The sequence below is a fragment of the Alcanivorax xiamenensis genome (genome assembly GCF_009846745.1).
Classification (GTDB): domain Bacteria; phylum Pseudomonadota; class Gammaproteobacteria; order Pseudomonadales; family Alcanivoracaceae; genus Alloalcanivorax; species Alloalcanivorax xiamenensis.
Window position 1 is genome coordinate 217,581 of record NZ_AQPF01000003.1, and the last position, 15,223, is coordinate 232,803.

The 15,223-nt window shown below is 62.3% G+C and carries 12 protein-coding genes; 8 read left to right on the top strand and 4 right to left on the bottom strand.

All coding sequences use genetic code 11. The features are described from left to right. Nucleotides 1-217: 217 nt before the first annotated feature. The 4 genes from A6D6_RS03825 to A6D6_RS03840 all read right to left on the bottom strand — a co-directional run bounded on the left by A6D6_RS03825 (nt 218) and on the right by A6D6_RS03840 (nt 7,282). Nucleotides 218-1,111, bottom strand: coding sequence for a hypothetical protein (locus A6D6_RS03825; protein WP_133491699.1), 894 nt, complete (start codon nt 1,109-1,111; stop codon nt 218-220). 103 nt (nt 1,112-1,214) lie between these two features. Continuing rightward, nucleotides 1,215-2,651, bottom strand: coding sequence for an efflux transporter outer membrane subunit (locus A6D6_RS03830; RefSeq protein WP_159659984.1), 1,437 nt, complete (start codon nt 2,649-2,651; stop codon nt 1,215-1,217). Then, complete coding sequence (locus A6D6_RS03835) at nt 2,644-5,829, bottom strand: efflux RND transporter permease subunit (protein ID WP_159659985.1); 3,186 nt, start codon at nt 5,827-5,829, stop codon at nt 2,644-2,646. The genes A6D6_RS03830 and A6D6_RS03835 overlap by 8 nt, the downstream gene beginning before the upstream one ends. Before the next feature lie 334 nt (nt 5,830-6,163). Next, the gene (locus tag A6D6_RS03840; RefSeq protein WP_439647235.1) at nt 6,164-7,282 is read right to left on the bottom strand and encodes an efflux RND transporter periplasmic adaptor subunit; all 1,119 of its coding nucleotides are present in this window, start codon (nt 7,280-7,282) and stop codon (nt 6,164-6,166) included. 845 nt (nt 7,283-8,127) lie between these two features. Here A6D6_RS03840 and A6D6_RS03845 point away from each other — a divergent pair. The 8 genes from A6D6_RS03845 to A6D6_RS03880 all read left to right on the top strand — a co-directional run bounded on the left by A6D6_RS03845 (nt 8,128) and on the right by A6D6_RS03880 (nt 15,183). Next, entirely contained in the window at nt 8,128-9,093 is a 966-nt protein-coding gene (locus A6D6_RS03845) for an AraC family transcriptional regulator (RefSeq protein WP_166643040.1), read from the top strand. Nucleotides 9,094-9,161: 68 nt separating this feature from the next. Then, nucleotides 9,162-10,256, top strand: coding sequence for an NADH:flavin oxidoreductase/NADH oxidase (locus tag A6D6_RS03850; RefSeq protein WP_133491695.1), 1,095 nt, complete (start codon nt 9,162-9,164; stop codon nt 10,254-10,256). A 340-nt stretch (nt 10,257-10,596) separates the two neighbouring features. Next, nucleotides 10,597-11,610, top strand: a complete 1,014-nt coding sequence (locus tag A6D6_RS03855) for an isocitrate dehydrogenase (protein ID WP_133491694.1) — start codon at nt 10,597-10,599, stop codon at nt 11,608-11,610. A gap of 356 nt (nt 11,611-11,966) precedes the next feature. Then, nucleotides 11,967-12,236 carry an ElaB/YgaM/YqjD family protein gene (locus tag A6D6_RS03860; protein ID WP_133491693.1) on the top strand — a complete coding sequence of 90 codons (270 nt, stop codon included), beginning with the start codon at nt 11,967-11,969 and terminating at the stop codon, nt 12,234-12,236. Beyond that, a complete protein-coding gene (locus A6D6_RS03865) occupies nt 12,233-12,718 on the top strand; it encodes a hypothetical protein (protein ID WP_133491692.1) in 486 nt (161 codons plus the stop codon). The genes A6D6_RS03860 and A6D6_RS03865 overlap by 4 nt, the downstream gene beginning before the upstream one ends. A gap of 173 nt (nt 12,719-12,891) precedes the next feature. Further along, nucleotides 12,892-13,353, top strand: coding sequence for an OsmC family protein (locus A6D6_RS03870; protein ID WP_133491691.1), 462 nt, complete (start codon nt 12,892-12,894; stop codon nt 13,351-13,353). 29 nt (nt 13,354-13,382) lie between these two features. Then, on the top strand, nt 13,383-14,180 hold the full coding sequence (locus A6D6_RS03875; RefSeq protein WP_159659987.1) for an enoyl-CoA hydratase: 798 nt from the start codon (nt 13,383-13,385) through the stop codon (nt 14,178-14,180). Nucleotides 14,181-14,184: 4 nt separating this feature from the next. Next, entirely contained in the window at nt 14,185-15,183 is a 999-nt protein-coding gene (locus A6D6_RS03880; protein ID WP_159659988.1) for a LysR family transcriptional regulator, read from the top strand. The last annotated feature ends 40 nt before the right edge of the window (nt 15,184-15,223 follow it).

Consider the following 15,223-nt stretch of genomic DNA (forward strand, 5'->3'; position numbering starts at 1 on the left):
CGGAAGCGCGGCATCGCGTGAAGATCACTGCGCCAGCGGGGTACGCAAATAGCAGGCGGTGAGCGCCAGGAAACGTTGGATCGCCGGATTGGTGGTTCGTGTCGAACGCTGCAAAGCACGGGTATCGAGCATGTCGGTTCCTCCTGTCGCGTTGTGTCCTTTATGGCTGACTATTATCGGTGGCAGAGGCCGTTTCGCGAATACCCAAGGCTCCAGATCACTTGCCCGATTCTGCCTGGCCGGATGGAGCCAACTCCAACTGGTCAGATTCGTTTCTTGCACTGTACGGAGGACGGAACATATAACGGACGGCGTGCTGTATATGGCTGTCATCAACAGCACGCCCGAACGCCTCCTCCAATTTTTCACGATCAGAGTCACTCGGCCCCTTCAAAGCAACCTCTCGTAAAGGGTTATCCATCAAACGCACCAAAGGTCTTGAGGAGAAGGAATTCAACGATCGCTGTTCGTTCTCGAGCAGGGCGGTCACCACCGACTTCCGGTCCTTGACACTCACCAGATCGATATACGCTGATATCCCGGCCCATGTCCGTGTAACCTGTTCATTGAATCCAAACGAGTAGACCAAAAGACCATGGGGCTCAACGGTGTAGTGGGTATAAAGCTGCAAAGGAAGAATGACAAAGACCGCATCCAACCCCAACCGCACGCCAAGGTCCGCTGCTTTCTCGATATAAATCTTATTCCGTCGCTCTCCATAGCGCTGACAAAGTGACTCTGTAACAGCGCCCTCGTCGCCCCACCATTCCTCCTGGTTGTAATCCACATGAACGACCTGATATCCGAAATCACGGGATAAAACAGTTTCAACCTGTCGTTGTAGCATTTCATCCGGATCGAATGGCGCCATATCGAGAACCCAGGATTTGTTACCAAACATCGTCGCTCCCCGGTAACACAGTACGGCTTTGTCACCTATCAGAGAGACCACTCCGACATTGCCAATCTTATCCGCCTCGAAATCCGCCCTCGGGATAGTGGAACACCCGACCAGCCAAGCGGATAAGAATATCGAAATGAATAAAAACAGTGCTTTACTAAAGAAGATGCTGGTGAGACTGTCGAGCACGCCCCGGAAAGATGTGAACATAAAATGTCATCCCTATCTTGATGTGTCGAACGCCCATCCCAGGCCCCTCCCGAGGGGCGTTCGACTTCCTTATATTTCCATACGTGTCACATCATACCGGCAATCAACGAGCCGCGCTTCTTCTTGCCGGATTCTGCTCCGACGGCACCGGTGAACCGGCCAAAGCACGGTAAAGATCCACCATCGCCAGGGTCACTTCGGTGCGACTGCGGATGAAGGCGTCGCGGGTGTCCATCAGCTCCCGCTCACTGTCCAGCACTTCGAAGAAACCGATGAAACCTTCCCGGTAACGCAAGCGGGCCAGTTCGGCGGCCTGTTGCGCGGCGTCCGTGGCGTGGCGCAGCAGTTCGGTGCGTTCACGGGCCCGCTGATGACGAACCAGTTGGGTTTCCGTTTCTTCCAGTGCCGACAGCACGGCTTGCTGGTACTCGGCGATGACGGCCTGAGTCTCGGCATCGGCGGCGTCGATGCGCGAGCGGACCTTGCCAAAGTCGAGGAAGGTCCAGTCCACGCCCAGGGCAACGCGGCGACTTTCCGCCGGGCCACTGAACAGGTCACCGTCACGGGAGGCGACGCTGCCGATCAGCCCTTCCAGGGTGAAGCGCGGAAACAGGTCGGCGGTAGCCACGCCGATGCGGGCGGTGGCGGCGGCCACGCGACGCTCGGCGGCGCGGATATCCGGGCGCCGGCGCAACACACCGGACGGCGTGCCAGTGGCCAGATCCGGAATCTGCGCCGGCAGGTCACCGGGCTCGGTCAGGGTGGTCACCAGACTGTCCGGGGTGCGCCCGGTCAGCACCGCGATACGGTACATGTAAGTCCGAATCGCGGTTTGCAGTTCCGGCACGGTGGCCCGCACGACTTCCAGTTGGGCACGGGCCCGGGCTTCGTCCAGCCGGGTGGCGTTGCCGTCTTCCATGCGAGCCTGAACGATATCCAGCGCCTGCTGCTGATTTTCCACATTGCGGCGGGCAACCTGCAGCTGTTGCTGCAGACCGCGCAGTTGGAAATAGCTGTTGGCGATGCGGCCGGCCATGGCCACCTGCAAGGCGCCCAGATCCGCTTCCGCGGCATCCAGCTCCGCCGCCTGTGCCTGGGTGGCCCGCCGCAGACGCCCGAACAGATCCAGCTCCCAGCCGGCGGCAACGCCGGCCTGGTACAGTTCCACCCGCTCCATGCCACCTGGAGGGTTCTGCTCCACTTCCGCCAGGTGTTGCTCGGCGGCGCTGCCATTGATGGTGACGCTCGGCAGTTGCTCCCGGCGGGCGCCGCGTAACAGCGCTTCCGCTCTTTGGTAGCGCGCCAGCGCGGCGCGCAAGTCATGGTTGGCATTGAGGGCCTGATCGATCAGGTCCGCCAGCAACGGATCGTCGAAGCCGGACCAGAACCGGCGTTCAGCGTCTTCATCGAAAGGCCGCACCTGGTCGGCGCCAACGAACCGTTCCGGTAACAACGTCTCCGGCTCCTGATAGTCCGGTCCCACCGCGCAACCAGCCAGGGCCAACATCAGAGGCACAACGCTCAGGACATACTTATGCATGGCTTTCTCCTGAATGACCGTGGGCTTCGCCGTCCATGGTGGAAGCGTGGGAGTGCTTGAGCGGCCCGGCGAGTTTACGCAGGCCAACATAGAACACCGGTGTCAGGAACAATCCGAACAGGGTGACACCGATCATGCCTGCGAACACCGCCGTACCCAGCGCCTGCCGCACTTCAGCGCCAGCACCAGTCCCCAACACAAGCGGCACCACCGCCGCGGTGAACGTGATGGACGTCATGATGATCGGACGCAAACGCAGGCGGCAAGCTTCCAGAGCAGCCTTCACGGTTTCCATGCCCTGCAGCTCCAGCTCACGGGCGAACTCCACGATCAGGATGGCGTTCTTACAGGCCAGACCAATCAGCACCACCAGCCCGACCTGCACGAAGATGTTGTTGTCGCCACCGCCGAACCACACACCGATCAGCGCGGAGAGCATACACATCGGCACGATCAGGATGACCGCCAATGGCAGCACCCAGCTTTCATACAGCGCCGCCAGCACCAGGAACACCAACAGGATTGCCAGCGGGAAAACCACCAAAGCGGCATTGCCCTGGGTATATTGCTGATAGCTGAGATCGGTCCACTCGAAGCTCATACCATTGGGCAGGATCTGATCCGCCAGTTCCGTCAGCTTATCCATGGCCTGAGCCGAGGACAGCACTCTCGGATCGGCCTCGCCAGCCAGATCCGCGGCCGGGTAGCCGTTGAAGCGCAGCACCGGATCCGGACCGAAGGTCTGGCGAATATTCACCATGGAACCAATCGGCACCATTTCGCCGCGCTCGTTGCGGGTGCGCAGATTGGCGATGTCCTCGACACTGTCGCGGAACGGCGCGTCGGCCTGGGCAATCACCTGCCAGGTGCGGCCAAACCGGTTGAAGTCATTGACGTAAGTGGAGCCCAGGTAGGTCTGCAAGGTGTCGAACAGTCCAGTGAGTGGTACACCCTGCGCCTTGGCCTTGGTACGGTCCACCAGTGCGTCCAACTGCGGCACATTGGCCTGGTAGCTGGTGATTGGGAACGTCATGCCCGGAGTTTGCGAGATCGCCCCCTGGAAAGCGCTGACCGCATTCTGCAAAGCGCCATACCCGAGGCCGCCCCGGTCCTCGATAAACATTTGATAGCCGGCGCCATTACCCAGGCCAAGAATCGGCGGCGGCATGAAGGAAAACGCGAACCCCTCGCTCAGGGCGGAAATCTTGCCGTTGATCTCGGCGTTGATTTCCTCGGCGGAACGTTCACGCTGATCGAATGGATCCAGCGGCAGAAACACCAGGCCGGTATTGGAGGTGTTGGTGAACTGCAGCGCATTGAGCCCGGGGAACGAGATCGAGTGGGCCACGCCCTCGGTCTCCATGGCGATGTCCGTCACTGTTTTAAGCAACGTGTCGGTACGCTCCAGTGAAGCGCCTTCCGGCAGTTTCACGCCGGCGATCAGATACTGCTTGTCCTGTGTCGGAATGAAGCCCGGCGGCACCACCTTGAACATCAACCCGGTGCTGACCAACAACACCAGATAGACCATGAACACCACCGCGCGCCGGCTCAATGAGCGCCCCACCGCGCTCTGGTACTTCTCGGAGCTGCTGTTGAAGAACCGGTTGAAGGGGCGAAACAACCAACCGAACAGCCCATCGATGATGCGAGTCAGCCGATCCTTCGGCGCGTCGTGACCGCGCAGCAACATGGCCGCCAGCGCCGGAGACAAGGTCAGGGAGTTAATGGTGGAAATCACCGTGGAGATGGCGATGGTCACCGCGAACTGCCGATAAAACTGACCGGTGACTCCGGACAAAAACGCCATGGGAATGAACACCGCGCACAGCACCAGACCGATGGCGACGATGGGTCCGGACACTTCCTTCATCGCCTGATGGGCGGCGGCCAGCGGACTGAGCCCATCCTCGATGTTCCGCTCCACGTTCTCCACCACCACGATGGCATCATCCACCACGATGCCGATAGCGAGCACCAGCCCGAACAGCGTCAGGGTGTTGATGGAGTAACCGAGCATCAGCAGCACCGCGAAGGTACCGATCACCGACACCGGCACCGCCAGCAGCGGAATGATCGAGGCACGCCAGGTCTGCAGGAACAGCGTGACCACCAGTACCACCAGCAATATCGCTTCAAGCAGGGTCTTCACCACCGAGTGAATGGAATCCCGGACGAAAATCGTGGTGTCGTACACCGCCTCGTATTTCACCCCTTCCGGAAAACGGGTGGATAATTCATCCATCGCGGCGATGACCTGATCCCGGATCTCCAGAGCATTGGCACCTGGCGACTGGAAAATACCGACGCCAACGGCATCGTTACCGTCCAGCTGCGAGCGCAGGGTGTAATCACCTGCCCCCAACTCCAAACGGCCAACGTCCGAGAGCCGGACGATCTCCCCCTGGTCCCCGCTTTTCAGCACGATGTCGCCAAACTCTTCCACCGTCCGCAGACGGCCCTGTGCGTTGATCAACGTCAGAAAGTCACTGCTTGGCATCGGCTCGGCACCGAGCTGCCCGGCGGAAACCTGCACGTTCTGTTCACGAATGGCGCGCACCACATCGCCGGCGGTCAACCCCCGGGAAGCCACTTTGTCCGGGTCCAGCCAGGCCCGCATGGCGTAGTCACCACCACCGAACACCTGCGCGTCACCGACCCCGGGGATCCTTGCCAGCACGTCCTTCACGTGCAGCCGCACATAGTTTCGCAGGTAGAGCGTATCGTAACGACCGTCCGGCGAAGTCAAATGCACCACCATCAGGAAGGTGGGAGACTGTTTCTGGGTGGTCACCCCCTGGCGTCGCACGTCCTCGGGCAACCGCGCCAGCGCCTGGCTGACCCGGTTCTGCACCCGTACCGTGGCGTCGTCGGCGTCGGTACCGGGACTGAACGTCACGGTCATCTGCAACACGCCGTCGGAGCCGGCCACCGACTTGATGTAAATCATGCCCTCGACGCCGTTGATCGCTTCTTCCAATGGCGTCGCCACGGTTTCGGCGATCACCTTGGGGTTGGCACCGGGATATACCGTGCGCACCACCACCGAAGGCGGCACCACTTCCGGATACTCGCTGATCGGCAAAAGCGGGATCGAGATCGCGCCCACCGCGAGGATGATGATCGACAGCACCGCGGCAAAAATCGGGCGGTCGACAAAGAAACGAGAGAAATTCATGACAAAAGTACCCTCTTGGCCACTAGTGTCCCACAGATGTGGAACAGGCGGTTTACACGCAACACGCTGGCACGCCTACACGCTGATTCGCTGATTCGCTGATTCGCTGCCAAGGCAGCTTCCCACAGCGGCTCCGTAGCTTCCTTTGTGGGAAACTGCCTTGGCAGCGAATGCAGCGCGACTTCATATCTCCAAGACCAATAGACTGGCCACGGCCATGGATTCCGCGGTCAAACGTCAGAACCATCAAAATTTATGGGACAGCAATGCCCTCTTGGCGCGCTCCGCTGAGCGCGCTCGATCCATGGACTTGAGTTATACCGGTGTCAGTTGATCAGGGCGCCGCCGCCACCTCGGGCTCCTGGGTGGCCGCCACGCGCATTTCCACCAGGGTCGGCGCCACCGGCATGCCGGACATGAACACTTTCTGCACGCCGTTGACGATGACCCGCTCACCGGGCTTCAGGCCGTCGCGGATCACCACCAGGCCATCCACGGTGCGGCCAGCGTCGACGTTACGGCGAGAGGCTTTGTTCTCATCGTCCACCACGTAGACGTAACGGCGATCCTGATCGGTAAGCAGCGCTTTGCTGTCAATCAGCAACGCGGTGTCGAGACGCTCGGCGGGCAGTTCCACCCGAGCGAATTGCCCCGGTTTGAAATAGCCGTCCGGGTTCGGCACCACGGCGCGGAACTGCAAGGTGCCGGTGCCGGCGTTGAGGCGGTTGTCGATGAAATCCACCTTGCCGCGATGCGGATAGCCGTTTTCACCGCTCAGGCCGATACGCACTTCGGTGTCCTCGCCACTGCCCAGCAGCTCCCGGCCGCGCAGGTAGGAATCGCTGTCGCTCTCGAAGTACACGTACACCGGATCCACCGACACCAGTGTGGTCAGCAGAGTCTGATCGGCGTTGGCCAGGTTGCCGCGAGTGACCATGGCGCGGCCGGCACGGCCGGTGATCGGAGAGCGCACCTCGGTGTACTCCAGATCAAGACGGGCGGTTTCCAGCGCCGCTTCGGCGGCATTCATGGCCGCACGCGCCGACACCATCGCCGACGCGCGGCGGTCGTATTCCTCGCGGGAGATGGCGCGGCTGCCCCCCAGCCGTTCCGCCCGGGAGGCCTCGCTCCTGGCCAATTGATACTGGCTGCGGGCCTGGGCCAGGTCGGCGGCGGCGGCCCGTTCACGGGCACGGTAAGGGCGCTGGTCAATGACGAACAGCACATCGCCCTGTTCCACCAGTTCCCCTTCCTCGAAGCTCACCTTATCGATGTAGCCGCTGACACGGGGACGCAGGTCCACGGTTTCCGGCGCTGCCACCCGGCCGGTGAAGTCATCCCAGAGGGTCACCGGATCGTCCAGCACCTTCGCCACCTTGACCGCCGGCGGCGGCATTTGCGCCTGCTCCTGCTCGCCACGAGCATCGCAGCCGGCCAATCCAACGGCCACCATGAGTAGGAGGGCGAGCCCGATGATCAGCTCTCCCCCGCTGGCGTAATGGGTATTGATTGAATCCATGTTGCGCTCGCTCCTGCTGTTCGGGCCTTGCAGGCAATACGCCTGCTCTCAATTGATAATGGTTCCCATTTTCAAAACTATAAAACTGACTGACCGTCAGTCAATAACGAGGCACCACCAAGAGAGGTCAAACGGGCAATGCCCCGGGCATCAGGCTCGTTCTTCCCCTGGCCGCGAACATTAATTCCTCAACCAATGTTGAGGTCAACGGCGTTTCTTGATGGGTTTACCGATGGTCGACATAGGCACGGCCTATTCGACAGCGACGCGGGTCGGCGGCCCCCGCTTGCCGCCTGACGGGGCCATGCCAGCCCTTGGCGGCGGGTCCCTTCCACGGCCAATACCATAGGGCGCCACGGCCAGCAGGTGATATCCGTTTACTGCGGAATAATTGCCTGATTCTGTGAGGCGCACAGAATCAGGCAGTCAGACAGGACAGACCCCGGACTGAGCCGACGCCCCACTATCCGGCAAGTGAGAACAGCATCACGCAGCCCACCCCTCACACCGAAAAAAGGACAAGGCTGTTGAAACAAAGGGCTTTGCACCATATTGCCGCGTCATAAAACCGACACTGGCTCGATGTCATGCAGGCCCTGCCCCAACCCGGATCAGGCTAGATTCCGGATTGTCGCGGATCACCATGACAATCCCTCCGGCTTGCCTGAAATTGCTTGTTACTCCACAGTAATTGCACGATCCTGCAGCATTCCGGAGGCCACGCTTACCCGGTCACGGGCAGTGCGTATACTGCGGGCAAACACACGGAGGGCACTATCGTGGCGCATCACTCCTTTTCTTCTTTTGCATCGTCCGGGCAGGACAACGAACTCGATCAGCTCCGTTCCCGGTTGACCCGAACCGTGCTGCGGCACTCCCCGGAGGATGGCATCGAGGAGTCCTCGTTGTCGGGTCTGCATCTGGGCCGGGCCGACACACCCACGCAATGCACCTCAGCCATCTATGAACCCTGCCTGTGCGTCATCGTCCAGGGCAGCAAGACGATCTGGCTTGGTGACCGGGAGATCGTCTATGGCCCCTTGAGTTACCTGGTGTCCTCGGTCCATCTGCCGGTGCTCGGGCAAATCAACGTGGCCAGCCCCGGAGAGCCGTTTCTGTCCATTCGCCTGGATGTGGATTCCCAGGAAGTGGCGGATCTGGTGTTCGAACTGGGCGAGGCGCTGAGTGACGAGGATCATTGCCCGGAGATCAATTGCGGCCTGTGCATGGCCCCCATCGACACCGCCATGCTGGACGCCACCACCCGGCTGGTGGAATTGCTGGACAAGCCCGCCGATGTGCCAATCATGGCGCCACTGATCCGGCGTGAGATCCTGTATCGCGCCCTGATCGGCGAGATGGGCGCGCGCATGCGCAAGTTCGCCGCCGCGGACAGCCAGTCCCACCGGGTTTCCAAGGTCATCGCCCTGCTCAAGGATCGCTATACCCAACCGCTGCGGGTTCGCGATCTCGCCGACCAGGTCAATATGAGCGAGTCGTCCCTGTTCCACAGTTTCAAACAGGTGACGCGCATGTCGCCGCTGCAGTTCCAGAAGAAGCTGCGTCTGCACGAGGCGCGTCGTCTGATGCTCAGCGAAGGCCTGGAAGCGGCCACCGCCAGCTACCGGGTGGGCTACGAAAGCCCGTCCCAGTTCAGCCGCGAATACAGCCGCATGTTCGGCGCGCCGCCACGGGCCCATGTGCAGAGCCTGCTGAGCGGCGAAGCCGTTGGCGCCCCCGCCTGAGTCCGTTTTTTGTGGGCAGGGGCGCCACGCCGCCCCTGCCCCGTCCCGTTTTGTTCCCGGAGAGGTTGATGAATCATCTGTTCACACCGCTTGGCCTGGGCCCTCTGACCCTGGACAACCGCATCATCATTGCGCCGATGTGCCAATACTCGGCGGAACACGGCAACGCCAGCAGCTGGCACACCATCCACCTGGGCACGCTGACGCAGTCCGGTGCCGGGCTATTGATTCTGGAAGCCACCGCGGTGCGACCGGAAGGGCGCATCAGCCCCGAGGATCTGGGGTTATGGAACGATGACAACGAGGCCGCACTGAAAACCGTGCTCGACCAGGTGCGTGCCTGGTCCACGATGCCGGTGGGTATTCAGTTGGCCCACGCCGGCCGCAAAGCGTCCACCCTGCGCCCCTGGCAAGGCGGTGCCCAGATCAAACCGGATCAGGACCACGGCTGGCGCACCCGCGCGCCTTCCGATCTGCCTTTCCAGGCCGGTGAAGAAGCGCCGGAGCCGCTCACCGAAGATGACATCGGCGAGTTGATCGAAGCGTTCGTCACCGCCGCCAAGCGGGCGCACCGTCTGGGTCTGGATCTGATCGAGATTCATGGCGCCCATGGCTACCTGCTGCACGAGTTCCTGTCGCCGCTCTCCAACCAGCGCCAGGACCGCTATGGCGGCAGCCTTGAGAACCGCATGCGGTTGCTGCTTGAGGTGTTCGAGGCGGTACGCGACGCGGTGCCGGAAATGGCCGTGGGGGTGCGGGTCTCCGCCACCGACTGGGCTGCGGACGGCTGGGACCTGGAGCAAACCGTGGCACTGGCCAAAGCCCTCAAAGCACGCGGCTGCCATTTCATCCATGTTTCCAGCGGTGGCCTGACACCGGCGCAGAAGATTCCCGTCGGCCCCGGCTATCAAACCGCCCTGGCCGCGCGCATCAAGGCTGAAAGCGGTTTGACCACCATCGCGGTGGGCCTGATCACCGAACCGGAACAGGCGGAAACGCTGCTGGCGTCCGGTCAGGCGGATGCCGTCGGCCTGGCCCGCGGCATCTTGTATAACCCGCGCTGGCCGTGGCACGCCGCCGCCCGTCTCGGCGCCACGGCCCAGGCCTCCCCGCAGTATCTGCGCAGCGAGCCTTACGGCGCGCGGGGATTGTTCAAACAGTAAACCGCCCCGGCCCGGTGCACACTCACCGGGCCACCCGCCGTGCCCGCCCCATTCCAGCGCCCCCGCCCTGCACCATTGTCCATGCTGACACGGTTTCGTCACGGCACGGAACTTGAATACACTAGGCGGTCCGCTTGCCGGCCCCCCGGCGGGCCTCTGCTTGAATCAGAACCATCCCGCCCCCATATAGGGCGCGAATTAAGCTTCCCGCCTATCGGCCCGGACAGCTCGGCCGGATACCCACCCCGGTGTCCGACCACGAAGGTCCTCCCACCCACAACGTGGCAATGGACCCACCACAACTTTTCTGCATTCCAAAAGACCAGAAGGAGAGGAAACCATGGCGGAAACACGCGTGACCATCATCCCGGGCGACGGCATCGGCCCGGACATCGTCGATGCCACCGTTCGAGTCCTGGATGCTCTGGACTGCGGCCTGGCCTATGACTACGCCATCGCCGGGCAAACCGCCCTGGACAAGGGCCTGGACCTGGTCCCCCAGGAAACCCTCGACATGATCGGCAAGAACCCGGTGGCACTGAAAGGGCCGATCACCACCCCGGTGGGCAAGGGGTTCCGCTCGGTCAACGTTACCCTGCGCAAATATTTCGACCTGTTCGCCAACGTCCGCCCCGCCCTCTCCATCCCCGGTGTCCGCTCCCGCTACGACAATGTCGATATCCTCACCGTGCGTGAAAACATCGAAGGCATTTACTCCGGTGAAGGCCAGATGGTCAGCGACGACGGCGAACGGGCCGAGTTGCGCAGCGTGATCACCCGCAAGGAATCCAAGCGTCTGATCCGCTTCGCTTACGAAGCCGCGCGCCGGCTGGGCCGCAAAAAAGTCACCGTGGTGCACAAAGCCAACATCATGAAGTCCACCTCCGGGCTGTTCCTGGATGTGGCACGCAGCGTGGCCAAGGAATACGACGATATCGAGCACGAGGAAATGATCGTCGACAACTGCGCCATGCAACTGGTGATGAACCCTCACCGTTTCGACGTCATCGTCACCACCAACCTGTTCGGTGATATTCTTTCCGATCTCTGCGCCGGCCTGGTGGGCGGCCTCGGACTGGCACCGGGCGCCAACGTCGGAGAAGACAAGGGCATCTTTGAAGCGGTGCACGGCAGCGCCCCGGACATCGCCGGCAAGGGGGTCGCCAACCCCACCGCCCTGATGCTCGGCGCCGCCATGATGCTCGACTATCTGGATCTCAACAGCGAGGCCGAACGCCTGCGCAATGCCCTGCGCACGGTGGTAGGCGAAGGGGACAAAGTCACCCCCGATCTGGGTGGACGCAGCAGCACCACGGAATTCACCGATGAGGTGATTCGCAAGCTGGCGCTGTAATAAGGGACTGTCTGCTTACACGGACCACGCCGGCACGCCAAATCCAAAGCCTGCCACGAAGCCGCTGTGGGAAGCTTGCTTGCAAGCGAATCTCTTGGGCCCGAAAGCCTATTCGCTTGCAAGGAAGCATTGCAGGGCACCATAAAAGCTCCCACAGCGGCTTCGTAGTTCGGTTTGAGGGAAACGGTGAGGCAGCGGCTCACGACCCGCCATTCCCGGCCCGCTCGTGAGCCGGATCAAGAAACCCGATGGTTTTGCATTTTTAACGGCCTGCCCTCTAGGCGCCATGGCCATGTGCTCTATATGCTGAAGCTTCGTTGTTCATGTCGGAACACGGTAGATACCAAGGAGGCGTCATGAGCCAATCAGCGGAAACCGAAGCCCTGAAAAAAGACCTTGAGCAGTTGCGCCGGGACCTCAAAGCCCTGGCCGACGCAGTCAAGCAATCCACTCAGGAACACGCGCAGGAACATCTCAACAGCGCCCGCGAGACCTTCGAAGGTGCCCGCCAAAGCGCGTCCCGGCAAGCCGAGCATCTGGGAGAGGAGATCAAGGCCCGCCCTTTTACCAGCGTGCTCACGGCGTTCGGCGTGGGCCTGCTGCTCGGCAAGCTGTTCGGCCGTTGAGTGTAAAACTGCGCGGCAAGCTGGCCGGGCTGTTCGGTCTCAATGCAATCGTCTGGCTGATCACGCTGATCAGTCTGGCGGGGCTGTTGAGCCTGACAGCGGCGGCCTGGATCGCGCTGACGCCGCCATTGGGCGCGGCCCTGGCCGCGCTTATCAGCGGCGCCGGTTTGCTGGTGGTGGCCGGCGCGCTCGGCTACGGACTGGTTCGCGCCAATCGGCCCGCTCCGGCCCGCGATGAAGCGCCACCGCCGGCGCCAGGCCCGACGGAAAGCGTCCTGGAGTCCGGCCTGCGCCCTCTGGTGGGCGATCAAACTCTGGAGTGGGCGCGCCGGAATAGCGGACTGTTGATGATCGGCGCCTTCACCGCTGGCGTGGCGATCGCCGCCAGCCCCACTCTGCGCCGCGGCCTGACCCGGGTTGCCGGCCCGGTGGTGACACGCAAGGCCGTCGACACCTGGCGGGCTTTTAATCAGGAAGACTGACCCACGGCGCCAACCGCCTTCCAGGTTGGCGCCCCTCTTTTGACTTAGCCTGACTATGTCAAATCCCTAGAAAACATCGCTTTTCATTAAGCAGGGCTGATGCAATGGTAATGCTCACCGGGGCACCCCGGCCTGTTTCGAATCCAGCCCGATTTAACAAGAGAGCAAAGCCGATGTCAGAACACCATTCCGCCATTGCCTGGACTCGCGCCGCCCATCCGGACGGCGGCGGAAGCTACTCCCGCAACCATCTGGCCACCCTCAATGGCGACCAGACCATACGGGTCTCCGCCGCGGTGGACTATCAGGGCGACGCCAACTGCGCCGACCCGGAGCAGCTGCTGATCACCTCCGTGTCCAGTTGCTACATGCTGTTCTTCCTCGCCATCGCCGATGCCAAGGGTTACCAGGTGGAGAGCTACCGGGACACGCCGGTGGGCTTTCTGGAAAAGAACGAGGAAGGCCGACTGGCGGTGACCCGGGTGGAATTGCAACCCGCTATCGAGTTCGCCGGCGGCCAGACACCGGAACCGGCTGAGCTGCAACGCATTCACGCCGGCGCCCACCGCAATTGCTTTATCGGCAATTCGCTGAAAACCAAGGTGCGCCTGCGCACCCAGTCCGCGGCAGCCTGAGCGGATAACGCAAAACAAGGAGAATCGTGATGAGCGCGCAAGCCGATCTCAATGCCCCTCTGATACTGCGAGAAGACCAGGATGGCCTGGTCACTTTGACCCTGAACCGGCCCCGCCACTACAACGCCTTGTCCGAGGAGATGCTGGCGGCGCTGAAAACCGAACTGGATGCCCTGGCCAACGACGAGACCTTGCGCTGCGTGGTGTTGCGGGCGGCGGGCAAGGCGTTTTGCGCCGGCCATGACCTGCGTCAGATGCACGGGCATCTGGGCGAGCAGGACTACTACCAACAATTGTTCGCCACCTGCAGCGGCGTGATGCAAAGCTTGTTGGCGGTACCGGTACCGGTGATCGCGGCCGTTCAGGGCGTGGCCACCGCTGCCGGCTGCCAACTGGTCGCCAGTTGCGATCTGGCGGTGGCCACGGACAGCGCCCGTTTCGCTGTATCCGGCATCAATGCCGGGCTATTCTGCTCCACGCCTTCGGTGGCGCTGTCCCGCAATGTCCCGGCCAAGCGTGCCTTCGAGATGCTGGTGACCGCGCGCTTCATCGACGCCGCCACCGCCGCCGACTGGGGATTGATCAATCAAGCCGTGCCAGAGGCGGAACTGGACGGCGCGGTAACCGCCCTGGCCGCGTCGATCATGGAAAAAAGCCCGGCGGCGATCCGCCATGGCAAGGCCATGTTCTACCGGCAACGGCAACTGCCCCTGGACGAGGCTTACCGTTTCGCCGGCGAGGTGATGGCCCGGAACATGATGGAAGCGGACGCCGCCGAAGGGATCGACGCCTTCCTCAACAAACGGTCGGCGCAATGGCAATACTAAACGGATGAACGAGCACACCCGGACCTCTTTGCCCGCCGGCTTCATGCGGCGCCTGCCACCACTGGTGGCGCTGGCCTATTTCGAGGTGGCGGCGCGCACCCGCAGTTTCGCCGCCGCCGCCAAGGAACTGAGTGTGACCCCGGCGGCGGTGAGTCATCAGATCAAGGCCCTGGAAGAACAACTCGGAGTCGCTCTGTTCATTCGCCACCATCGCCGGGTGACGCCCACGGCGACGGCCCTGAGCATCCTTCCCCGGTTACAGGACGGCTTCGCCGCGCTGGTCGATGCCGTCGATGAACTGCGCAGCCAGGGCGAGGCCCGGAACGTCATCACGGTGTGCGCCGAGCCGCTGTTCGCCACCAAATGGCTGGTGCCGCGCCTGCACCGCTTCTACGCCCGCCACCCGGAGGCGGAAGTGCGGCTGCAGGCCAGTCTGCATTCCGTGGATACCGCCCCCGGCGGACCGGTCACCGCGTCCGCCTTTTCCCGCGCCGGCATCGATCTGACCATCCGCTTCGGCTACGGCCAATATCCCGACATGCACAGTTCACCGCTGTTGGAAGTGGCCCTGGTACCGGTGGCCGCCCCCGGAGCGGGCCGGAACACCATCACCGAAGTACTCGATAACGGCGCCCTGCTTACCGACAATACCGCTGGCCGCTCCAGCGAGCGGTTCGGCTGGCGCGAATGGTGCGAAGCGGCCGGCGAACCTTTTCCCGCCGACGCTCGCGAGCATCACTTTGGCAACGGCTTGCTGGCTCTGGAGGCCACCCTGACCGGCCAGGGCGCCTGGCTGGTCTGCCCCGAACTGGTGAAAACGGAGCTGGCCTCGGGCACCCTGCGCCGGTTGAGCGAAGTGGCGCTGCCCTGCCGATTCCATTACTTCATCGTCAGCCCGGAGCGCGCCTCCCCCCGGTCCATCGTCACCGACTTCCACGACTGGCTGCTGGATGAAGGCTGTCCGGCCAACGGACCAGAACCCGGAACCGCCTCGGCCCGCTAGGGCCTGCTCACACTACTTGCATCCCGCCTAGTTGGAAGCA